Origin of the sequence: Cellulomonas pasadenensis (assembly GCF_047229365.1) — a bacterium.
GTDB lineage: Bacteria > Actinomycetota > Actinomycetes > Actinomycetales > Cellulomonadaceae > Cellulomonas.
The window spans coordinates 1-21,341 of record NZ_JBFTEP010000030.1; the positions used below are offsets into that span (position 1 = coordinate 1).

Here is a 21,341-nt window from a genome sequence, read left to right on the forward strand (position 1 = left end):
GCCGCGGCGGGGACGGCCGCTGCGGCGGGCCGGTCGCCGCCGTCGGGGACGTCGGACGAGGCGGGGGTGGTGGCGTCGTTCGGCACCGGCCCAGTGTGCCGGGGGCGTCCGGGCGTCGCAGGCCCGTCCGCGAGGACGGGGTGCCCGACGCCCGCGCGAGGGGCGCTCGACATCGACCCGGTGCGGTGCGACGATGGCACTGCAAACGTTTGCATCCTTCCTTCCAGCGTCCTGGCACCGGCGCCGTCGTCCTCCCCGGGGACGGCCCGCCCCCGACCCGACGGAGCGTCGTGAGCCCCACCCCGACCGGCACCGCGCCCGGCACCACCGCCCGCCCCCTCGCCGAGGTCGCGCTGCTCCTCGCCGCCGACGACGACGTCGCGGTCACGACGGCCGACGTCGCCGCCGGCACGCCGCTCGCCCTCGCGGGCGGCGCCGTCACCGTGCCGGCCGACGTGCCCCGCGGGCACAAGCTGGCGGTCCGCGCCCTGCCGGCCGGTGCGCAGGTGCACAAGTACGGGCAGGTGATCGGGCGGACCACGGCGCCCGTCGCACCGGGCGAGCACGTGCACGCGCACAACCTCGGCATGGACACCGTCGCGCACGCGTACGAGTTCGGCACCGCGCGCGTGCAGGTGCCGCCCGCGGCGACCGCCCGCACGTTCGAGGGCTTCCGCCGCGCCGACGGCCGGGTCGGCACGCGCAGCTACGTCGGCATCGTCACGTCGGTGAACTGCAGCGCGTCGACGGCCCGGATGATCGCCGACCAGTTCCGCGGGCCCGTGATGGACGCGTGGCCGCACGTCGACGGCGTCGTCGCGCTCACGCACGACTCCGGCTGCGGGCTCGTGCCGACGTCCGAGGGCGGCCAGGTCCTGCGGCGCACGCTGCGCGGGTACGCGGCGCACCCCAACGTCACGGGCCTGCTGGTGCTCGGGCTGGGCTGCGAGATGCTCGCCGTGCAGGGGCTGCTCGCCGACCTGCCCGCGTCGCCAGACACGCTCGTGGAGCACCTGACGATCCAGGACGAGGGCGGGGTGCGCGCCACCGTGCGCGCGGGCGTCGCGGTCGTGCGGGGCATGCTCGACGAGCTCGACGGCCGGCGCCGCGAGACGGTGCCGGCGTCGTCGCTGGTCCTCGGGCTGAACTGCGGCGGCTCGGACGGCTACTCGGGCATCACCGCCAACCCGGCGCTCGGGCGCGCGTCCGACCTGCTCGTGGCGCAGGGCGGGACGAGCGTGCTCGCCGAGACGCCGGAGGTCTTCGGCGCCGAGCACCTGCTGACCCGGCGCGCCGTCAGCGAGGCCGTCGGCCGCCGCCTGCTGGACCGCATCGACTGGTGGCAGGACTACATGACGCGCGGCGGCGGAACGCTCGACAACAACCCGTCGCCCGGCAACAAGGCGGGCGGCCTGACGACCATCCTCGAGAAGTCCCTCGGCGCGGTGGCGAAGGGCGGCACCGCGGAGCTGTCGGCGGTGTACGAGTACGCCGAGCCGGTCGTCGACCGGGGCTTCACGTTCATGGACACCCCCGGCTACGACCCCGTCTCGGTGACGGGTCTCGTCGCGGGTGGCGCCACCGTCGTGTGCTTCACGACGGGCCGCGGGTCGGTGCTCGGCTCGAAGCCCGCGCCCTGCGTGAAGATCGCGACGAACACCGAGATGTACGAGCGCATGCGCGAGGACATGGACCTCGACGCGGGTCGCGTCGTCACCGGCACCGCCACCCTCGACCAGGTCGGCGACGAGATCCTCGACCTCGTGCTCGAGGTGGCGTCGGGCCGCGCGACGGTGAGCGAGGAGCTCGACCTCGGGCGCGACGAGTTCGTGCCGTGGCAGCTCGGCGCGGTGACCTGAGCACCCCCGTGCCCGCCACGCCCACGACACTGCACGACGTCGCCCGCGAGGCCGGCGTGTCGCCCGCGACCGTGTCCCGCGCGCTGACCGGCGGCACCGTCAGCCCCACCACGCGCGCGGCCGTGCGCGCCGTCGCGGACCGGCTCGGGTACCGGCCCAACCGGGCAGCGCGCGGGCTCATCACGGGTCGCGCCGGCGCGCTGGGGCTCGTCGTCCCGGACCTCACCAACCCGTTCTTCGCCGACGTCGCCAAGGGTGTGGCGGCGCGGGCGCGCGCGGCGGACCTGCCCGTCTTCGTCACGGACACCGACGAGGAGGCCGGGCTCGAGGTCGAGGCCGTCGCGTCGCTGCGGCGCAGCACCGACGGCCTGCTGCTGTGCTCGCCGCGCGCGTCCGACGCCGAGCTCCTCGAGGTCGCCGACCGCGCGACGACCGTCCTGCTGCACCGGCGCGTCGACGGCCTGCCGTCGGTGGCGGCGGACCTCGCCGACGGCACGCGGCAGGCCGTCGAGCACCTGCGCGCGCTCGGGCACCGGCGCATCGCGTACGTGCCGGGCCGCCCGTCGTCGTGGGCGGGCGCGCAGCGCGACGCCGGCCTCGCCGCCGCGGCGGCCGACGGCGGCGTCGAGGTGGTGCGCTGCGCCGCCGTCGCACCCACGTTCGCCGGCGGCGTGCAGGCGGCCGACCTCGTCCTCGCGGACGGCGCGACCGCGGTGCTCGCCTACAACGACCTCGTCGCCGTCGGGCTGCTCAGCCGGGCGGCGGCGCGCGGGGTCCGGGTGCCCGACGACCTCAGCGTGGTCGGCCACGACGACACCGTCGCGACGATGGGCCACCCCGCGCTGACGACCGTGGACGTGCCGCAGCGTCGCGCCGGCGGCACCGCCGTCGACCTGCTGCTGCGCCTCGTCGCCGCGGCCCGCACGGCGGCCGGCGCGCCGTCCGCGGCCACCCCCGGCACCGAGGTCACGCTCGCGACCCACCTGGTCGTGCGCGCCTCCACGGCCGAGCCCCGCACCCGCTGACCCCCGACGCCGGGGCCCCGCCCGTCCGTGCGCGCTGGACCGGCGTCCCGGGATGCCCGGTGCGGCGCCCGCCCGTAGCGTCGGTCGGAGCCGACCCGGAGGTGTGCAGCATGGAGACCGACCTGACCGTCCGCCCGCTCGCGCTCGTCACCGGCGCGTCCAGCGGCATCGGCCTGGAGCTGGCGCGCGAGCTCGCGGAGCGCGGGTTCGACCTGCTCGTCACGGCCGAGAACCCCGAGCTCACCCTGGCCGCCGACGGCCTCGCGCAGATCGGCACGGCCGTGCGCGCCGTCCAGGCGGACCTGAGGACCGCCGAGGGCGTGCAGACCCTCCTCGACGAGGTGACGGCGGTCGGCCGCCCGCTCGACGTGGCGGCGCTCAACGCCGGCCGCGGCGACGGCGGCGCGTTCGTGGAGATCCCGCTCGAGCACGACCTCGCGACCGTCCAGCTCAACATCGTCGCGAACCTGCGCCTCACCAAGGCGCTGCTCCCCGCGATGGTGCAGCGCGGCGCGGGCCGCCTGCTCATCACGTCGTCCGTGGCCGGCCTCATGCCCGGTCCGGGCTACGCGACGTACGCGGCGTCGAAGTCGTTCCTCACGTCGTTCGCCGAGGCGATCCGGCACGAGCTGAAGGACACGGGCGTCACCGTCACCGCGCTCATGCCGGGGCCGACCGACACGGACTTCTTCGAGCGTGCCGACATGGTGGAGACCGTCGTCGGGCAGGGCAGCAAGGACGACCCGGCCGACATCGCCCGTCAGGGCGTGGAGGGGCTGCTCGACGGCAAGGACAAGGTCGAGGTCCACACCGTCAAGGCGCGCATGCAGTCGGCGATGGCCGCGGTGCTGCCCGACGCCGCGAAGGCGAAGGTGCACGGCGCCTTCACGAAGCCGACGGGCGAGAAGGCCGAGCGCTCCGAGCTGACCGACTGAGGCCGACCGACCGAGGGCCGGTCGCGCGCCGCACCCGGGACGTCAGGGTGCGACGCGCCCGTGCTCCACGAAGGCGGCGTGGGTGAGCGGCATGAGCTGCGCCCACGCCGCCTCCATCTGCTCCGCGACCATCTCGATCTCGCGCTGCGGGAACGACGGCACCTTCGCGTCCTCGCTCTTGGTGCGCAGCGAGAGGAAGTGCATGAGCGAGCGCGCGTTGCACGTGGCGTACATCGACGAGAACAGGCCGACCGGCAGGACGGCGCGCGCGACCTCGCGCGCGACGCCGGCCGCCAGCATGTCCTGGTAGGCGGTGTACGCGTGCGCGTACGCGCCGCGCATGGCGGCGTCGACGACGGCGTGCTGCTCGGCGGTCCCCGCGAAGAACTCGTACCGGCCGGGCTTGCCCTGCTGCACGAGCCGGCGGTCCGCGCCCGGCACGTAGAACACGGGCTGCAGCTCGCGGTAGCGCCCGCTCTCCTCGTTGTAGGAGAAGCCGACGCGGTGCCGGTGGAACTCGCGGAACACGAAGATCGGCGCGCTGACGAAGAAGGTCATCGAGTTGTGCTCGAACGGCGTGCCGTGGCGGTCGCGCATGAGGTAGTTGATGAGCCCCTTGGAGCGCGACGCGTCCGCGTCGATGTTCTCCAGGGTCGCCTCCCCCGCCGTCGAGACGCGCGCCGCGAACAGCACGTCGGCGTCGCGTGCGGCGTGCCGCACGAGCTCCACCGTGACGTCGCTGCGGTACGTCGGCTGCTGCTGCGGGACCTCGTCGCCCACCGTCATCCGTGCGTCCTCCCGGGGTGCGCGCGGACCGGTCCGCGCGAGACGTGCGGCGCCACGGCACGGCCGCCGGCACCGCGTGCGAGCGTACCGCCGGCGGGCGTGGCCCCACGCACCGTCCCACCCCGCTCCCTCCGCCCCGCCCACCCTTCCCACCGCGCCGGAATTCTCATCTACGGTGGTGACGTTGAGAACGGGGCGGCGGGACGGGCCCGCGGCGGTGCGGAGGGCAGCGACATGATCGGGCAGCGCGTCACCCGGCAGCGGACGGCGATCGCCGGGCTGCTGGACGACCTCGGCGAGTTCCGCAGCGCGAAGCAGATCCACCTCGCCCTCCAGCAGCGCGGCGACGACATCGCCCTGGCGACGGTCTACCGGACGCTCAACGCGATGGCGGAGTCCGGCGACGTCGAGGTGCTGCTCAACCCGACGGGCGAGCACACGTACCTGCGCTGCGCCCCCACGGCGAGCCACCACCACCACCTGGTGTGCCGGCACTGCGGCCGCACGGTCGACGTCGACGCCCCGCAGCTCGAGGAGCTCGTGAGCGCGCTGGCCACCGAGCACGGGTTCACCGAGCTCGAGCACTCCGTGGACTTCGTCGGCGTGTGCGCCGCGTGCGCCCGGGCGGGCGCCGACCACTGAGCGTGCCCGGCGCGTCGGTGCCCCTGCACGCGCGTCAGTGCCGGTGCCCGCGGTCGGCGGCGACGTCGGCGTGCGCCGTGCCGCTCGCGACGACGGCCGCGATCGCCGTCGTCAGCGGGATCGCCAGCACGAGCCCGATCGAGCCCGCCAGCGTGCGCACGATCTCCTCGGCGAACGCCCCGCTCGTCAGCGTGCGCGCGAGCGGCTGGCTGTAGACCTCGAGCAGCAGCAGGACGGGCAGCGACGCCCCGGCGTACGCGAAGGCGATCGTGTAGACGGTCGACGCGATGTGGTCGCGCCCGATGCGCATGCCCCGCGTGAACAGCTCCCGCACGCCGGCCGACGGGTCCGCGGCCCGCAGCTCCCACACGGCCGACGCCTGCGTGATCGTCACGTCGTTGAGCACGCCGATCCCCGCGAGCACGACGCCGCACAGGAACACGCCGCGGAGCACCTGCACGCCGTCGTCGCCGAGCAGCCGCGCGAGCTGGAAGGTGTCCTCGCTCGTCACGGGCTGCAGGTGGGCCAGCGCGGCGCCCGCGACGCCCAGGCCGGTGACGAGCGCGAGCCCGGCCAGCGTCCCGACGAGCGCGGTGGTGGTGCGCAGCGAGACGCCGTGCGCGAGGTACAGCACCGTGACGACGATGGCGGCGGACGCGCACAGCGCCACGACCAGCGCGTTCTCCCCCGCGACGACGGCGGGCAGCAGGTAGGCGCCGAGCACGCCGAACGCGACCGCGAGCCCCACCAGCGCCCGCAGCCCGCGCACGCCCGCGACCGCCGCGGTGAGCAGCCCGAACACGACCGCGAACGCCGTCAGCGGCACCCCGCGCGCGAAGTCGCCCCACGCCCACACCTCCGGCTGGCCGTCGGCGGCGGGGTACCGCTCGAGCACGACGCGCGTGCCGGCCGGGACGTCGGCGGGCGCGAGCCCGGCGGTGGCGTACACCTCGACGGGTCCGTCCGCGTCGTCGCCGGGCACGTCGGCCGTCACCCGCAGGCACCGCACCTCCGCCGGCACGCTGCCGTCCGGCTCGACGTCCTCGACGGTGCCCTCGCAGGTCTCCCACCGGGCGTCGGTCACGCGTGCGGTCACGAAGTCGACGGCCCCGGCCTGTGTGGGGTCCTGCGCGACACGGGGTCCGGTGGGCCACGTCAGCGCGATGCCCGCGAGCGCGGCGACACCCACCGCGACCACGACGAGCACGAGCCAGGCACCGGCGCGGGGGGCCTGGCCGCCCGTCGGGCCGACGTGGGCGGCGGCGGCACGGGGATGGGCGGGGGCGTCCTCGGGGTGCACGCACCGATCCTGGCAGGCGGTGCGGCGTGCGCGCCGCACGGGTGAGGCCCGACACGGCGGCACGGGTCGGGTCGCACGCCCGGGGGACGCTCGCGTCGCCGCGCCGCCCGCTCGGCGCGAGACTCGACGCGTGCCCGCGCTGCCCGACCTCGTCCGCCCGATGCTCGCCGTGCCCGGCGAGCTCCCCACCGGGGACGACGCGGGCTGGGCCTACGAGATGAAGTGGGACGGCGTGCGCGCCGTCGCGTACGTGCAGGGCGGCCGCGTGCGGCTGCTGTCGCGCAACGACCGCGACGTCTCGCGCTCGTACCCGGAGATCGCCGCCCTCGGGGACGCGGCCGGGCCCGCGCCGGTCGTGCTCGACGGCGAGCTCGTCACGTTCGACCCGCGCGGCGCCCCCGACTTCGGCCGGCTGCAGCAGCGGATGCACGTGGCCGACCCGGCGGTGGCGCGCCGGCTCGCGCGCACCGTCCCCGTCGTCTACCTCGTGTTCGACGTGCTGCACGTCGGCGACCGGCCGACGCTCGCCCTGCCGTACGACGACCGCCGGCAGCTGCTCGAGGGCCTGGCCCTCGGCGGGCCGTCGTGGCAGGTGCCGCCGTCGTTCGCCGGCCCGGGTGCCGACGTGCTGACCGCGAGCCGCGAGCTCGGGCTCGAGGGCGTGCTCGCCAAGCGCCGCGGCGCGACGTACCGGCCGGGCGCGCGCTCGCCGGACTGGCGCAAGGTCAAGCACGTGCACATGCAGGAGGTCGTGCTGGTGGGGTGGCGGCCCGGGCAGGGCCGGCGCGCGGGCACGGTCGGCTCGCTCGTGCTGGGCGTCCACGACGCCGACGGCGTGCTGCGGCCGGCGGGCGGCGTCGGCACGGGCTTCACGGGACGCGCCCTCGACGACCTCGGTGCCCTGCTGCGTCCGCTGGAGCGCGCGACGCAGCCCGTGGCGGGGCACCTGCCGCCGGCGGACGTGCGCGACGTGCACTGGGTCGAGCCCCGCCTCGTCGGCGAGGTGGTGCACGCGGGGTGGACGTCCGACGGCCGGTTGCGTCACCCGTCCTGGCGAGGCCTGCGCCGCGACAAGCACCCGGATGACGTGGTCCGCGAGGACTGACCCCTATCCTGGGCACCCGCGACATGTCCGGGCCGAGCAACGGCCGACCCGCGGATCCCGGTGGAGGGCGGTCCCGTGTCCGGTCCTGGTCCGTCGCGCCGTCGGCCGGACGTGCTGACCCCGGCGTCCGTCGCGGACTCCGCGCTCGCCCGCCTCACCGACCTCGCGGCCCGCCTGCTCGGCGCCGGCGCGGCCCACCTGTCGCTCGTCGAGGGCACGTCCGCGGTGCCCGGCCTCGCCTCCCCGTCCGACCTCGACGGGCTGTGCGCCGCGACGACGACGGGCACCGTGCCCCTCGTCGTCCCGGACACGACCGCGGACCCGCGCACCGCCTCGCTGCCCGCCGTGCTGGACGGGACCGTGCGCGCGCACCTCGGCGTGCCGCTCGTGGGGCGCGAGGGACGCGTCGTCGGGGCGCTCTGCGTCACGCACCCCGAGCCGCGGGCGTGGTCCGGGACCGACGTCGCGCTGCTGTCCGACCTGGCGGCCGCGGCGGTGACCGAGCTCGAGCTCGCGGCCCTGTCCCTGGACTACGAGACGGACCGCGTGCGCTGGCTGCTCGCGGTGAACGCCGGCGGCGTGGGGTCCTTCGACTGGGACCTGCGCAGCGGCCGCATCGACTGGGACGACCAGCTGCACGCGCTCTTCGGCATGGAGCCCGGGCAGTTCGGCGGCACGATCGAGGAGTTCCGGCTCGTCGTCCACCCCGACGACGCGGCCCGCGTGGACCAGGCCATCACACGCGCGATCGAGACGTGCTCCGAGTACGACGCCGAGTACCGGGTGCTCCTGCCGGACGGCACGTACCGGTGGGTGCAGGCCCGCGGCACCGTGCTGGCCGGGGAGGACGGCGCGGGGGTACGGCTGCTCGGCGCCGCGTACGACACGACGGCCAAGCGCGACGCCGAGGGGCGCATCGCCCGCGTGCTCGAGACGATGTCCGCCGCGTTCTTCCTGCTCGACGACGCGTGGCGCTTCACGTACGTCAACGCGGAGGCGGAGCGGCTGCTCGGCCGCACGCGCGAGGAGCTCGTCGGCGGCGACATCTGGGAGCTGTACCCGGCCGCCGTCGGCTCGGACTTCGAGGTGCACTACCGGGGCGCGATGGCGGCCGACGAGCCGCGGGCGTTCGAGGCGTACTACCCGCCGCCGCTCGACGCCTGGTACGAGGTCCGTGCCTGGCCGGGTACGGACGGGCTGTCCGTGTACTTCCTCGACATCACCGCGCGACGCTCGTCGCAGGAGGAGGCGGCCCGGGCGCAGCGGCGCCTGCGGGCGGCGTCCACCCGCCTGCAGCTGCTCGCCGCCGTGAGCGACGACCTCAGCTCCACGCTGGACACCGAGGACGCGGTGCGCCGCCTCGCCCGGCACCTCGTGCCGGCGCTCGGCTCCTGGTGCCTCATCACGATGGCGGACGAGCACCGTCAGCTCCGGGACATCGCGAGCTGGCACGCCGAGCCGGGGCTGCGGGAGACCGTGGCGCGCTACGCGGACCTGCGCCTGACGGCCCTGTCGCCCCGCTCGTACCTCTTCCAGGCGCTGCGCACCGGCCAGCTCGTCGAGGTGCCGGACGCGACCGAGACGATCGTCGCGGCGCTGTCCGGCGAGGCCCGCGACGTGCTGCGGGGCCTCGCGCCGCACATGGCGTACGCGATTCCGATGCGTGCCCGTGGCCGCACGGTCGGCGCGATCACGCTCTTCCTCGACGCGGAGCGCGGCACCCTCCCTGCGGACGACCTCGCGATGCTCGTGCAGCTCGCCGACCGCGCCGGGCTGGCCCTCGACAACGCCCGCCTGTACGAGGAGCAGCGGCACATCTCCGAGACGCTGCAGCGGGCGCTGCTGTCGGCGCCGGTCGAGCCCGACCACGTGCACGTCGTCGTGCGCTACCAGCCGGCCGACGAGGCCGCGGAGGTCGGCGGCGACTGGTACGACGCGTTCCTGCAGCGGGACGGGTCGACGGTGCTCGCGATCGGCGACGTCATGGGCCACGACACCCAGGCCGCCGCCGCCATGAGCCAGGTCCGCACGCTGCTGCGCGGCATCGCGTACACGTCCGGCGGGTCGCCCGCGCAGGTCCTCGAGAGTCTCGACGACGCGATGCGCGCCCTCCAGGTCGACACCATGGCCAGCGCCGTGGTCGCCCGGCTGGAGCAGGACGCGGACCTGCACGAGCGCGGGCTGCGGCGCCTGCGCTGGTCGAACGCCGGCCACCTCGCGCCCCTGCTGTTGCTGCCCGACGGCACGGTCCGCGAGCTGGCCGGCGCGGAGCCGCAGATGCTGCTCGGGGTCGTGCCGGGCCGCCGGCGCCTCGACGAGGACGTCGTGCTGGGGAACGGCTCGACCGTGCTGATGTTCACCGACGGTCTCGTCGAGCGCCGCGGCGAGCACGTCCGCGACGGGCTCACGCGCCTGCGCGACCTCCTCGTGGAGATCGGGCCGCGCGCGGTCGCCGACGCCCGCAGCGCGGACGGCCTCGACCTGGAGGCGCTCGTCGACGAGGTCGTGCGGCGCATGCTCGACGGCCGCGCGGAGGACGACGTCGCCGTCGTCGCCGTGCACCTGTACGACCAGGACCGACCGCGCCCGCCGGCGGCCGGTCCCACGCACCTGTAGCGGCGCCACCCGGCACCGTCCGCGGCGGCCGTCCCCCCGGACCGGCCGCCGCGGAGGCGCGCGCAGCGGCCGTCAGCGCAGCCGGCGCACCAGCGCGCGGACCCCGGCGGCGACCACGACGCCGGCGACGACCCACGTGCCGCCCACGAGCACGGGGTCGAACGACTGGTGCAGCACGTCGACGCGCTCGCCGTCCCGGCGCGAGCTCAGGCCGTGCCTGCGCCGTTCGGAGAGGATGCCCGTCTCGGTGACCGGGTTGTCCGGCCGTCCCGACACGAACGACGCCAGGTGGCTCTCCCACGCGTCGACGCGGTCGCCGGCGATGAGCAGCAGCCAGTGGGCGGCACGTCCCTCGCTGTACCGGTCGTACGCGAACCGGCGGATCGCGCCGGACAGGCCGTGCAGCGGCTGGGCGGTGCCGAACGCCGGCGTCAGGCGCGCGTGCTCGACGGACCGCTCGCGGTCCTCGCCGCCGGGCTGCTGCTCGGGCTCGTGCCAGTGGGCGCCGCTGTCGAGGTCACGCCGCTCGCGCGGCACCGACGGCCGGTCGGCGGGGTCGAGGTCCGCACCCCAGCCGGGGATGCGGGCGCGCAGCTGCTCGGGGGTCTCGGGCAGCGGGGGCTTCTCGGGCGTGTAGGGCACGGTCCGCTCCTCTCAGGCGTCGCCGGTGACGACGAGGGTCTTGATGCAGCCGTCGAGCTTGGCGGAGAACATGTGGTACCCCTCCGCGATGTGCTCGAGCGGGATGCGGTGCGTGACGATGTCGCTCGGCGTCAGGTAGCCGGCGCGGATGTGCTCGAGCAGGCGGGGCCACTGCCGCTTCACCGGCGCCTGGTTCATCCGCAGCGTGAGGCCCTTGTTCACCGCGTCGCCGAACTTCACGGCGCTGAAGATCGGCCCGTACGCGCCGAGGACGGAGACGGTGCCGCCCTTGCGCACGGCGTCGATCGCCCAGTTCAGAGCGACCGGCGAGCCGCCCTGGAGCTTCAGCTTGGCGCCCGTGACGTGCTGCGTGAGGTTGCCGTCCGCCTCGGCGCCCACGGCGTCGATGACGACGTCGGCGCCGAGGTGCTCGGTGGCCCGCTTGAGCGTCACGACGACGTCGTCGACCTCGCCGAAGTTGATCGTCTCCGCGAACGCGAACGTGCGGGCCTTCTCGAGCCGGTAGTCCAGGTGGTCGACGACGATGACGCGGCCGGCGCCCATGAGCCACGCGGACCGCGCCGCGTACAGGCCCACCGGCCCGGCGCCGAGCACGACGACGACGTCGCCCTCGGCGATGTCACCGAGCTGCGCGCCGAAGTAGCCGGTCGCGAGGGCGTCGGTCATGAGGACGGCGTCCTCGTCGGGCAGCCAGTCCGGGATCTTCGACGGGCCGACGTCGGCGAACGGCACGCGCACGTACTCGGCCTGCCCGCCGTCGTACCCGCCGGTCGTGTGCGAGTACCCGTAGATCCCGCCGACCGCGGTCGCGTTGGGGTTCACGTTGTGGCAGTTGGACCACAGGCCGCGCGCGCAGAAGAAGCACGAGCCGCAGTAGATGTTGAACGGCACCATGACCCGGTCGCCGACCTGCAGGTTCTGCACCGACGGGCCGACCTGGTCGACCACGCCGATGAACTCGTGGCCGAACGTGTGGCCGATCCGGGTGTCCGGCATGAGGCCGTGGTACAGGTGTAGGTCGGAGCCGCAGATCGACGCGGTCGTCACGCGGACGATCGCGTCGTTCGGGTGCTCGATCCGCGGCACGTCCTTCTCCTCGACGCGGACCTTGTACGGACCTCGGTAGACCATCGCGCGCACGGGCGCACCACCCCTCGAGCCGTCGTCGGCGCGCCGTGTTCTGGACGCCCGGTCCAGGTTGGCACGGGCGGCCGGGGTGTGCCCGCCGGGCGTGACCGCGCCGCCGCGGCGACCATGGACGCCACCGGGCCGCACCCGCGCCCGCGCGAGGAGGAGGTCCGCACGTGGGCATCGACGTCCGTCGCGTCGGCGGGTCGGCGGGGTGACGCGCCGTGCGTGAGCTCGTCGTGCTGGGCACGTCGTCGCAGGTGCCCACGCGCACGCGCAACCACAACGGGTACCTGCTGCGCTGGGACGGGCAGGGCCTGCTCGTCGACCCGGGCGAGGGGACGCAGCGGCAGATGATCCACGCGGGGGTGGCCGCGTCCGCGGTGACGGGCGTGTGCCTGACGCACGTGCACGGCGACCACTGCTACGGGCTGCCGGGCGTCCTGTCGCGGATGGTGCTCGACGGCGTGCAGCACCCGGTGCACGTGCACTACCCCGCGTCGGGCGAGCCGGTGGTGCGGGCGCTCGTCGCGCTGGCGACGCCGGGCCTCGACCTGCACCTGCACCCGCACGGGGCGGCGGGCGCGGTCGCGGACGGCCTCGAGGTCGTCCCGCTGCGGCACCGCGTCGAGGCGTACGGGTACCGGCTGACGGAGCCGGACGGGCGCACGTTCCTGCCGGACCGGCTGACCGCGGCCGGGATCGCCGGGCCGGACGTGGGACGGCTCGCGCGTGCCGGGCGGCTCGGGGACGTGCGCGTCGAGGACGTCAGCGTGCCGCGTCCCGGCCAGCGCGTCGCGGTCGTGATGGACACCGCCGTGTGCGACGGCGCCGCCGAGCTCGCGGACGGCGCCGACCTGCTGCTCGCCGAGTCGACGTTCGCGGACGCGGACGCCGACCTCGCCGAGGCGTACCTGCACCTGACGGCCGGGCAGGCGGGCGCCCTCGCCGCGGCGGGCGGCGCGCGCACGCTCGTGCTCAGCCACTACTCGTCCCGCTACACCGACGTCGAGCCGCTGCGCGCCGAGGCGGAGGCGGCGGTGCGCGCCGCAGGCGCGTCGACCACGGTCGTCGCCGCGCACGACGGCGACCGGGTGCGCGTGCCGGCACGGCGGACGGCCGGGTGACGGCTCGGTGAACAACCGCACCGCCCGGTGGCGGGCCGGTGCGGCGGCCGGTAGTCAGGTCGCATGTCCATGGCCGAGCCGCTCATGCCCCACCTGCCCGAGACCGAGGAGGAGGTCGCCGCCGCCGACCCCGGCCACGGCGCCCCCGCCGCCGCGCCCGGCACCGGGGTCGGGGGTGAGGACCCCGACGCGCGCACCGACGACCACGACGGCCCGACGACGCGTGCGGCCGACACGGCGCCCGCCGCGCTGCGCGACGAGGACGGGGACGAGCCGCCGTTCCGCACGCCGCAGCCGGACGACGTCCGGCGCACCGCCGGCGACGGCTGACCGCGGCGCGGGCGCAGGCCGACCGGTCAGCGCCCGCGGAACGGTCCGTGCAGGCCCGCCCACTGCAGCAGCATGATCGTCTTCGCGTCCGCGACCTCGCCGGTCAGCGTCATCGCCAGGGCCCGCGGGAACGGCAGCTCGACGACCTCGATGTCCTCGCCCTCCTCCGCCAGCCCGCCGCCCGCGGCCGTGCGCTGCGCGGGCGTGTAGGGCGCCGCGTAGAAGTGCAGGCGCTCGGTGACCGATCCGGGGCTCGTCCACACGTCGAAGACGTGCTCGAGCGCGCCGACCTGCACGCCGGTCTCCTCCTCGGCCTCCCGCCGGATCGCCGTGGCGGGATCGTCGTCGTCGAGCAGCCCCGCGGCCGTCTCCAGCAGCATGCCGTCGGGGTGGCCGTTGACGTAGACGGGGAACCGGAACTGGCGCGTGAGCAGGACCGTCCCCCGATCGGGGTCGTACAGCAGGACGGTCGCGCCGTTGCCGCGGTCGTACGTCTCGCGCTGCTGGCGCCGCCAGCGGCCGTCGCTGCCGCGGTAGTCGAGGGTCGTGCGGCGCAGCACGTGCCACGCGGTGGCGAGCAGCTCGACGGCGACGACGCGCACGCGCGGGTTGCCGGTCAGGTCGAGTCCCGTGCGGTCGAGGTCGGTGCGCCCGCGGTGGTCGGGCACGCGGGTGCCGGGCTGGACGTCGGTCGTGGCGGTCGGCGCGGAGGTCATGACCCCGACGCTACGTGCAGTATCGTGCAGGAACAAGGACAATCGTGCAGTCCCTGAAGCACCCCGGAGGTCCCGTGCTCACCGCCCAGCGTCGCGACGTCCTGCTCGAGCGGCTGCGGGCCGACGGCCGGGTCGTCGCCAAGGACCTCGCCGCCGAGCTCGGCCTCTCGGAGGACACCGTGCGCCGCGACCTGCGCGAGCTGGCGGCCGCCGGCCTGTGCCAGCGCGTCTACGGCGGCGCGCTGCCCGCCTCCCCCGCGGCCGGCGACCTCGCCGCGCGCCGGACGGTCGCGGTCACGAGCAAGGAGCGCGTCGCGGCCGCCGCGGCACGGCTCGTCACGCCCGGCAGCACCGCGCTCCTCGACGGCGGGACGACCGCGCTCGCCGTCGCGCGCGCCCTGCCGCCCGACCTCGACGCCACCGTGGTCACCCACAGCCCCGTCGTCGCCGCGGCCCTCGTGGAGCACCCGCGGGTCGAGCTCGTGCTGCTCGGCGGACGCGTGTTCAAGCACTCCGGCGTCGCCTGCGGGGCGGCAGCGGTCGAGGCCGCGGACCGCGTGAGCGCCGACCTGTTCCTGCTCGGCGTCACCGGCGTGCACCCGACCGCCGGCCCCACCACGGGCGACGCCGACGAGGCGGCCATGAAGCGCGCGCTCGCCCGCCGGGCCGCCGACACGTACGTCCTGGCGAGCGCCGAGAAGATCGGTGCGGCCTCACCGTTCACCGTCCTGCCGCTCGCAGACGTGGCCGGCATCGTGACGGACGTCGACGGGGACCATCCCGCGCTCGTCGACCTCGCGGCTGCCGGGGTCCCGCTCCTGCACGCCTGAGCGCCACCTGCGCCGGGCACCCACCGGAGGCAGGCGTCATCACGTCGCAGCAGCTCGGCGACGGCAGCGTCCTCGAGCCCGAGGACCGCTGACGGGTGCAGGACCCGTCACGTCGGTCGCGGGCCCTAGCCTGCCGCCGTGACCACGTCGACCCCGTCCCCGCTCCGCAACCGCGTCGGCCAGGTGTTCGTGCCGGTGCGCGACATGTCGTCGGCCGCCGCCTGGTACGCGGCGCTGCTCGGCCTGCCCACCCCCGCCACCTCGCACGAGGACCGCATCTGCGACCTGCCGGCCGACGGCGAGGTCCGCCTCGCCCTCGACGCGCACGACCCCGACTTCACGGCGGACGGCCCGCCGCGGTTCTTCTGGTGGGTCGACGACCTCGTCGCCGTGCGCGCCCACCTCGACGCGCTCGGCGTGGAACGCGTCGGCGACGTCACGGACGTCGGCTCCGTCGCGTTCCTGCAGTTCCGCGACCCGGACGGCAACCTCCTGATGGCCTGCGAGCGCCGCTGAGCCCCGCCCGCGCCACCCGCCCACCCCACCCGAACCGTCCACGACCGCACGGCGACGGGCCCCGGCGACCGGGCGGTCACCGGGGCCCGTGGCACCCGCCGGACGTCAGCCGCGCGGCTGCGCCGGGTTCGTCGGGTCGCCGTGCGACGGCGGGTTCTGCGGCGGACCCGTCGTCGCCGGCGACGCGGAGCTGCCGCCCTGCGGCGGCGCGGCCTGCTCGGGCGCGTACCCGGCCGGGTCGCCCGTGGACGGCTCGGCGCCGTCGGCGAGCTCGCGCAGGCGCTGGTCGAGCACCTGCAGCACGGGGAGCCGGTTGCCGTGCTGCTCCTCGTAGCGGCGCAGGACGTCGAGCTCGTCGGCCTCCAGCGAGCGGATGCGGTGGCCGAGGCTCCCGACGGGCAGGTGGTCGTAGTCCGGGACGGGCAGCGCGTCACGCGCGACGTCGTCGGTCATGTCGCTCCTCCGGGTCGGGGATGGTCCTCCCAGCATGTGCCGACGCGCACGACGTCGCACGCGGGGGCCGGGGGCGGTGCGTCCCGGGTGCGCGCGCGTCCGGACGGGCACACCCTGGAGACGTGGCGCCGCCGAGGTGGCCGGCGCCGGGCCAGCCGGCCCACGCGCCGGCGCGGGACCGTCCGGGGGCGACGATGCGAGCACGGGTGGGGCACGGGGTCGTGGGCGCGATCGCGGCGCTGACGCTGATGGGCTGCACGGCGGGTGAGGCCGCGCCGGAGGACACCGCGGGCGGAGGGGCCGCCGCGTCCTCGCCGCTCGCGACGGGGGTGCCGGTCGCGACGGCGGCGCTCGTCGACGCGGGCGGCAACGAGGTCGGCGACGTGCAGATGCTGCCGGAGGGCGACGCGCTGCGGGTCGTCGTCGACGTGACGGGCATGGAGCCGGGCTTCCATGCCCTCCACGTGCACGCGGTCGGCGAGTGCGACCCGGAGAGCTCGCCGCCGGACGACCCGACCCGCACGGGCGCGTTCCTGTCCGCCGGCGGGCACGTGGGCGCCGACGACGACCCGCACGGGTCCCACGCCGGTGACCTGCCGAGCCTGCGGGTGCTGGCGGACGGCACCGGTCGGCTGCAGGCCGTCACCGACGCGCTGACCGACGCCGACCTGCTCGACGAGGACGGGAGCGCGGTGATGGTGCACGCGGGTCGCGACAACTTCGCGAACGTCCCCGAGCGCTACGCCCCGCAGGGCCCGGACCAGGAGACCCTCGACACCGGCGACGCCGGCGGACGGGTGGCGTGCGGCGTCCTGGAGTGAGGGGCGCTCAGCGCAGGCGCGGCAGCCGCTGGTCGTGCGCGAGCACCGTGCGGAACGGGTCGCCGCGCTCGGCGATGCGGTCGAGCACGGTGCGGACCGTGAACGCGTCGGGCCGCAACCACGGGGCGTCGAGCTCGTCCCACGTGATCGGTGCGGACACCGGTGCGCCGGCGGCCGCCCGGGGGCTGTACGGCGCCACGAGGGTCTTGTTGATCGCGTTCTGCGTGTAGTCGAGCCGCGCCTGGCCGCCGCGCTCGCGCACCTCCCAGCGCCAGCTGACGAGCTCCGGCACGACGGCGCCCACCGTGCGGGACAGCGTCTCCACCCACGCGCGCGTCTCGTCGAACGACGGCCCGACCGCGATCGGCACCCAGATCTGGATGCCGCGCCGGCCGGTCAGCTTGGGCTGCGCGGTCACGCCGAGGTGCGCGAAGGCGTCGCGGTGCAGCCGCGCGAGGAGCAGCACGTCCTCCCAGGACGTCGACGTGCCCGGGTCGAGGTCGACCAGCGCGTACGTCGGCCGGTGCGGCTCCGCGGCGAGCGAGGTCCACGCGTGCCACTCGAGGGCACCGAAGTTCGCCGCCCACACGAGGGCGGCCGGCTCGTCGACCACCAGGTACGTCGTCGTCTCCCCGTCGTCCGCCTCGGGGTTGTGCCAGCGCGGCACCCAGTCGGGCGCGTGGTCGGGGAGCTGCTTGTGCCAGAACCCCTTCGTCGCCGCACCGCCCGGGTACCGGTGCATGTTGAGCGGGCGTCCGCGCAGGTACGGCAGCACGACGGGCGCGATGCGCGCCGCGTAGCGGACCAGCTCCCGCTTGGTGACCGGCTCCTCGCCGTCACGCCCGGGGAACAGCACCTTGTCGAGGTTGGTCACGCGCAGGCTCCGCCCGAGGACGTCCCACGTGCCGTCCCTGCGGATCGCGTCGAGCGCGGCGAGCTCGTCGTCGGTGGGGCCGGGCGGCACCGGCGGGTGCAGCTCGACCGACGCCTCCGCGGCGGGCAGGTCGGAGCGCCACAGCCGGTCGGGGTCCGCCTTGACCTCGTCGTTCGTGCGTCCGGAGACGACCGACGTCGGGTGGTCCTCCGCGTCCCAGCCGCTGACCGCGTGCTCGTCGTGCTTGTGCATCATGAGCCACTGCTCCGTGCCGCCGTCGCCCGGGCCACCGGTGCGCACCAGCAGGAACTTGCCCGTCAGCCGCGTGCCGTGCAGCTCCGCGTGCAGCTCGCCCCGCGCCACGTCGGCGGCCGGGTCGTCGCCCTTGTACGGCTCCCACGTGCCGCGGTCCCAGACGATGACGTCGCCGCCGCCGTACTCGCCGGCCGGGATGACGCCCTCGAAGTCCTCGTACTCGAGCGGGTGGTCCTCGACGTGCACGGCCATCCGCCGCACGTCGGGGTCGAGCGTCGGCCCGCGCGGCACCGCCCAGCTGACGAGGACGCCGTCGATCTCGAACCGGACGTCGTAGTGCAGGCGCCGCGCACGGTGCCGCTGCACGACGAACCGGCGCGCCGCGCCGGGTGCCGGCTCGGGCGCCGCGCCCGCGGGCTCGGGCGTGCGGTCGAACCGCCGCATCGACCGGTACGTCTCGAGCTCGCCGGGACGCTCCCCGCCGCGCCGCGCCATGTCCACCTCCCGGTGCCGGCCGGGCGCGGGTGCGCCCGACGCAGACAGCGTGGCGGAGAGACGCCGCGCCCGCGCCCCGAGCCGCCGGCGGCACGCGCACGGACGCGTCAGGACGTGGCGGCGGCCTCCGCGAGCAGCGCGTCGACGTCCGCGACGAGCGCGGCGCGCGCCCGCTCCGGTGCGTCGAGGTAGCCGGCGACCATCGCGCCGTCGCGCAGCACGACCCACCGGCGCGCAGCCGCGGCGGGGTCCGCGTGCCCGGCACGCCCCAGCGCGGTGGCGACGAGGTCGGTGAGCCACTCCCGGTGGGCGCGCACCGCACCGCGCACCGACGAGCCCGCGTCGGGGTACTCGGCGGCCGCGTTGATGAAGGCGCAGCCGCGGAACCCGTCGTGGCACACCTGGTCCGCGACCGTGGCGGTGAAGCGGGCGAGCCACTCGCGCGCGCCGACCGGGTCCCGGGGCACCTCCCCCGCCTCCGCGCGGACCGCGGCGTCCAGGGCCTCGAGGTGCGCGACCACCAGCGCCTCCTTGCCCGGGAAGTGCCGGTAGAACGTGGCGCGCGTGACGGCGGCCTCGGCGACGACCCGGTCGACGCCGACGGCGCGCACGCCCTCGGCGTAGAAGAGCGCCGACGCGGTGCGCAGCAGCCGCTCGCGGGCGGGCGAGGGGCGCACGGTCGTGGTCACTCGCCGACAGTAGCCGCGTGTGGCAGGGTGGCCTGCGGGAGAACGATCGTTCTCTTTTTCTCAACTCCCGGAGGTCCCCGTGCCCGCCGTCTACACCGCCGTCGCCACCGCCACCGGGGAGGGCCGCGAGGGCCACGCCCGTACGTCCGACGGCCTGCTCGACGTCGAGCTCGCCGTGCCGCGCGAGATGGGCGGCGCCGGGGGCGCGACGAACCCCGAGCAGCTGTTCGCCGCCGGCTACGCCGCGTGCTTCCACAGCGCGCTGAAGGGCGCGGCGCGCGCGCAGAAGACGGCGATCAGCGACACCGCCGTCACCGCCGAGGTCGGGATCGGCCCGACCGACGCCGGCGGCTTCGGCCTCGAGGTGACGCTCCGCGTCGAGGTCGGCGGCGTCGACGACGCCACCGCGCACGCGCTCGTCGAGGCCGCCCACCGGATGTGCCCGTACTCGAACGCGACGCGCGGCAACGTGCCCGTGACCCTCGAGGTCGTCACCGGCTGACGTCCGGCTCGCACCCGGCACCGCGGCCCCCCTCCTCCGGGGGCTGTCGCACGGTGCCGGGTGCGGTGTTCGATGAACCCCATGGCGACCGACGGCACCGCCGACGAGCTGACCCCCGGGTTCCGCGGACGGCCGCGCCCCGACGGCGTGGCGCTCCCGCCCGGGCAGTACGTCGAGCGTGGGTTCCCCGTGCTGACGGCCGGACCGACGCCGCACGTCCCGACCGACCGCTGGGAGCTCACGGTCTGCAACGAGGACCGCGAGACGTGGACGTGGTCGTGGGCCGACCTCATGGCACTGCCCCAGGACGAGCCGACCGTCGACCTGCACTGCGTGACGCGGTGGTCGAAGTTCAGCACGCGGTGGCGCGGCGTCAGCCTCGACGTGCTGCTCGCGGACGTCCGCTCGTCGGCGCAGTACGCGCTCGTCACCTGCTACGGCGGCTACACCACGAACCTGCCGGTCGCCGACCTGCTGGGCGGACGCGCCTGGGTCGCGCACACGTACGACGGCCGGCCCCTGCACCCGGAGCACGGCGGGCCCGCGCGCCTGCTCGTCCCCCACCTGTACCTGTGGAAGTCCGCGAAGTGGGTCAAGGAGATCCACCTCGTGCGCGACGAGACCCGCGGGTTCTGGGAGCGCTACGGCTACCACGACTACGGCGACCCGTGGCGCGAGCAGCGCTACCAGGGCGACTGACGGCGGCGCGGGCGGAGGCGGGCGGATGACGGGACAGGTGGCGGCCGGACGGGCGGTGACGGCGGCGGGCCAGGCCGGGACGACGCCCGGCGCGGCCCGGCTCGGCGACCGGTTCGCCGTGGCGTCCGGCTGGCGGGTCGCCACGCTCGTCTCGGCGGCCCACGCGAGCGCGTCGGCGCGCACGCTCGTGCTCGAGGTGCCCGGCTGGGCCGGTCACCGCGCGGGCCAGCACGTCGACCTGCGGCTCACCGCCGACGACGGCTACACGGCCGTGCGCGCGTACTCGATCGGCTCGTCGTGGGACCCCGCCGCGCCCACGCGCGTCGAGGTGACCGTGCAGCGCGTCGCCGGCGGCGAGGTCTCGCCGTACCTCGTCGACGACTTCGCGGTGGGGCAGCGCATCGAGGTCCGCGGCCCCGTCGGCGGCTGGTTCGTCTGGGAGCCGGGCGCCGGCGGCGGCGCGCCCGTGCTGCTGCTCGCCGGCGGCTCGGGCGTCGTGCCGCTCGTCGCGATGGTCCGCGAGCGCCGCCGCGCCGGGGACCGCACCCCGTTCCGCCTCGTGTACTCGGTGCGGATGCCGGGCGACGCGCTGTTCCTCGACGAGCTCACGGGCACCGGCCGGCGCGACAACGGCGTCGACACCCACGTCGTCTGGACGCGGGGAGTCCCGCCCGAGCGGGGCGACGACCGACCGCCGGGCCGGCTCACGCTCCGCGAGCTCGCGCGGCACGGCTGGCCCGCCGACCTCGCGCCGCTCGTCTACGTGTGCGGGCCGACCGGCTTCGTCGAGGCCGTGTCCCGCATGCTGCTCGTCCTCGGGCACGAGGCGTCGGCGATCCGGGCGGAGCGGTTCGGCCCGTCGTCCTGAGCGCGCCCGCGCCCGAGGACGTCCTGCCGTCCGCCCACGACGGCCCCGCCCGGCGGCACCTGATCCCCCGTCCGGGATGCGCGTCCCCTGCGCGGCTGCCGACCATG

At 76.1% G+C, this 21,341-nt stretch carries 22 protein-coding genes; 14 read left to right on the top strand and 8 right to left on the bottom strand.

Going from position 1 to position 21,341, the window contains the following annotated elements; all coding sequences use genetic code 11:
- Positions 1-290 precede the first annotated feature (290 nt).
- The 3 genes from AB6N23_RS06390 (at position 291) to AB6N23_RS06400 (ending at position 3,819) form a co-directional block, all read left to right on the top strand.
- Positions 291-1,859: a UxaA family hydrolase gene (locus AB6N23_RS06390; protein ID WP_412865257.1), complete on the top strand. Its 1,569-nt coding sequence runs from the start codon at positions 291-293 to the stop codon at positions 1,857-1,859.
- Positions 1,860-1,867: 8 nt separating this feature from the next.
- Entirely contained in the window at positions 1,868-2,884 is a 1,017-nt protein-coding gene (locus AB6N23_RS06395; protein WP_412865258.1) for a LacI family DNA-binding transcriptional regulator, read from the top strand.
- A gap of 110 nt (positions 2,885-2,994) precedes the next feature.
- Positions 2,995-3,819, top strand: coding sequence for an SDR family NAD(P)-dependent oxidoreductase (locus AB6N23_RS06400; protein WP_412865259.1), 825 nt, complete (start codon positions 2,995-2,997; stop codon positions 3,817-3,819).
- Between the two features lie 42 nt (positions 3,820-3,861).
- Here AB6N23_RS06400 and thyX read toward each other — a convergent pair whose 3' ends face one another.
- Positions 3,862-4,605 carry an FAD-dependent thymidylate synthase gene (gene thyX / locus AB6N23_RS06405; RefSeq protein ID WP_412865260.1) on the bottom strand — a complete coding sequence of 248 codons (744 nt, stop codon included), beginning with the start codon at positions 4,603-4,605 and terminating at the stop codon, positions 3,862-3,864.
- A 234-nt stretch (positions 4,606-4,839) separates the two neighbouring features.
- Between thyX and AB6N23_RS06410 the strand changes: the two genes are divergently transcribed.
- The gene (locus tag AB6N23_RS06410; RefSeq protein WP_412865261.1) at positions 4,840-5,247 is read left to right on the top strand and encodes a Fur family transcriptional regulator; all 408 of its coding nucleotides are present in this window, start codon (positions 4,840-4,842) and stop codon (positions 5,245-5,247) included.
- A gap of 34 nt (positions 5,248-5,281) precedes the next feature.
- On the opposite strand, the gene AB6N23_RS06415 is transcribed toward AB6N23_RS06410, so the two are convergent.
- On the bottom strand, positions 5,282-6,547 hold the full coding sequence (locus AB6N23_RS06415; protein WP_412865262.1) for a YibE/F family protein: 1,266 nt from the start codon (positions 6,545-6,547) through the stop codon (positions 5,282-5,284).
- A 130-nt stretch (positions 6,548-6,677) separates the two neighbouring features.
- On the opposite strand from AB6N23_RS06415, the gene ligD reads away from it, so the two are divergent.
- Positions 6,678-7,652, top strand: a complete 975-nt coding sequence (ligD, locus tag AB6N23_RS06420; RefSeq protein ID WP_412865263.1) for a non-homologous end-joining DNA ligase — start codon at positions 6,678-6,680, stop codon at positions 7,650-7,652.
- Between the two features lie 111 nt (positions 7,653-7,763).
- Complete coding sequence (locus AB6N23_RS06425; protein ID WP_412865264.1) at positions 7,764-10,268, top strand: SpoIIE family protein phosphatase; 2,505 nt, start codon at positions 7,764-7,766, stop codon at positions 10,266-10,268.
- A 72-nt stretch (positions 10,269-10,340) separates the two neighbouring features.
- On the opposite strand, the gene AB6N23_RS06430 is transcribed toward AB6N23_RS06425, so the two are convergent.
- Positions 10,341-10,910, bottom strand: coding sequence for a hypothetical protein (locus AB6N23_RS06430; protein ID WP_412865265.1), 570 nt, complete (start codon positions 10,908-10,910; stop codon positions 10,341-10,343).
- A gap of 12 nt (positions 10,911-10,922) precedes the next feature.
- Positions 10,923-12,071 (bottom strand): zinc-dependent alcohol dehydrogenase, encoded by a 1,149-nt coding sequence (locus tag AB6N23_RS06435; RefSeq protein WP_412865266.1) that lies wholly within the window; start codon positions 12,069-12,071, stop codon positions 10,923-10,925.
- A 212-nt stretch (positions 12,072-12,283) separates the two neighbouring features.
- Between AB6N23_RS06435 and AB6N23_RS06440 the strand changes: the two genes are divergently transcribed.
- Together AB6N23_RS06440 and AB6N23_RS06445 are read left to right on the top strand one after the other, a co-directional pair.
- Complete coding sequence (locus tag AB6N23_RS06440) at positions 12,284-13,186, top strand: ribonuclease Z (protein WP_412865267.1); 903 nt, start codon at positions 12,284-12,286, stop codon at positions 13,184-13,186.
- Between the two features lie 63 nt (positions 13,187-13,249).
- Positions 13,250-13,516: a hypothetical protein gene (locus AB6N23_RS06445; protein ID WP_412865268.1), complete on the top strand. Its 267-nt coding sequence runs from the start codon at positions 13,250-13,252 to the stop codon at positions 13,514-13,516.
- A 26-nt stretch (positions 13,517-13,542) separates the two neighbouring features.
- Here AB6N23_RS06445 and AB6N23_RS06450 read toward each other — a convergent pair whose 3' ends face one another.
- Positions 13,543-14,232 carry an NUDIX domain-containing protein gene (locus AB6N23_RS06450; RefSeq protein ID WP_412865269.1) on the bottom strand — a complete coding sequence of 230 codons (690 nt, stop codon included), beginning with the start codon at positions 14,230-14,232 and terminating at the stop codon, positions 13,543-13,545.
- A gap of 44 nt (positions 14,233-14,276) precedes the next feature.
- Between AB6N23_RS06450 and AB6N23_RS06455 the strand changes: the two genes are divergently transcribed.
- Positions 14,277-15,062, top strand: a complete 786-nt coding sequence (locus AB6N23_RS06455; RefSeq protein ID WP_412865270.1) for a DeoR/GlpR family DNA-binding transcription regulator — start codon at positions 14,277-14,279, stop codon at positions 15,060-15,062.
- A 138-nt stretch (positions 15,063-15,200) separates the two neighbouring features.
- Complete coding sequence (locus tag AB6N23_RS06460) at positions 15,201-15,578, top strand: VOC family protein (protein ID WP_412865271.1); 378 nt, start codon at positions 15,201-15,203, stop codon at positions 15,576-15,578.
- 105 nt (positions 15,579-15,683) lie between these two features.
- On the opposite strand, the gene AB6N23_RS06465 is transcribed toward AB6N23_RS06460, so the two are convergent.
- Positions 15,684-16,031: a DUF8129 domain-containing protein gene (locus tag AB6N23_RS06465; RefSeq protein ID WP_412865272.1), complete on the bottom strand. Its 348-nt coding sequence runs from the start codon at positions 16,029-16,031 to the stop codon at positions 15,684-15,686.
- A 194-nt stretch (positions 16,032-16,225) separates the two neighbouring features.
- On the opposite strand from AB6N23_RS06465, the gene AB6N23_RS06470 reads away from it, so the two are divergent.
- Positions 16,226-16,852 (top strand): superoxide dismutase family protein, encoded by a 627-nt coding sequence (locus tag AB6N23_RS06470; protein ID WP_412865273.1) that lies wholly within the window; start codon positions 16,226-16,228, stop codon positions 16,850-16,852.
- Between the two features lie 7 nt (positions 16,853-16,859).
- Here AB6N23_RS06470 and AB6N23_RS06475 read toward each other — a convergent pair whose 3' ends face one another.
- Positions 16,860-18,476, bottom strand: a complete 1,617-nt coding sequence (locus AB6N23_RS06475) for a non-homologous end-joining DNA ligase LigD (protein ID WP_412865274.1) — start codon at positions 18,474-18,476, stop codon at positions 16,860-16,862.
- A gap of 107 nt (positions 18,477-18,583) precedes the next feature.
- Positions 18,584-19,165, bottom strand: coding sequence for a TetR/AcrR family transcriptional regulator (locus AB6N23_RS06480; RefSeq protein ID WP_412865275.1), 582 nt, complete (start codon positions 19,163-19,165; stop codon positions 18,584-18,586).
- Between the two features lie 79 nt (positions 19,166-19,244).
- On the opposite strand from AB6N23_RS06480, the gene AB6N23_RS06485 reads away from it, so the two are divergent.
- From AB6N23_RS06485 to AB6N23_RS06495, 3 genes are all read left to right on the top strand, one after another.
- A complete protein-coding gene (locus tag AB6N23_RS06485) occupies positions 19,245-19,667 on the top strand; it encodes an organic hydroperoxide resistance protein (RefSeq protein ID WP_412865276.1) in 423 nt (140 codons plus the stop codon).
- An 81-nt stretch (positions 19,668-19,748) separates the two neighbouring features.
- Positions 19,749-20,366, top strand: a complete 618-nt coding sequence (locus AB6N23_RS06490) for a sulfite oxidase-like oxidoreductase (protein ID WP_412865277.1) — start codon at positions 19,749-19,751, stop codon at positions 20,364-20,366.
- 25 nt (positions 20,367-20,391) lie between these two features.
- Entirely contained in the window at positions 20,392-21,234 is an 843-nt protein-coding gene (locus AB6N23_RS06495; RefSeq protein ID WP_412865278.1) for a ferredoxin reductase, read from the top strand.
- Positions 21,235-21,341 lie beyond the last annotated feature (107 nt).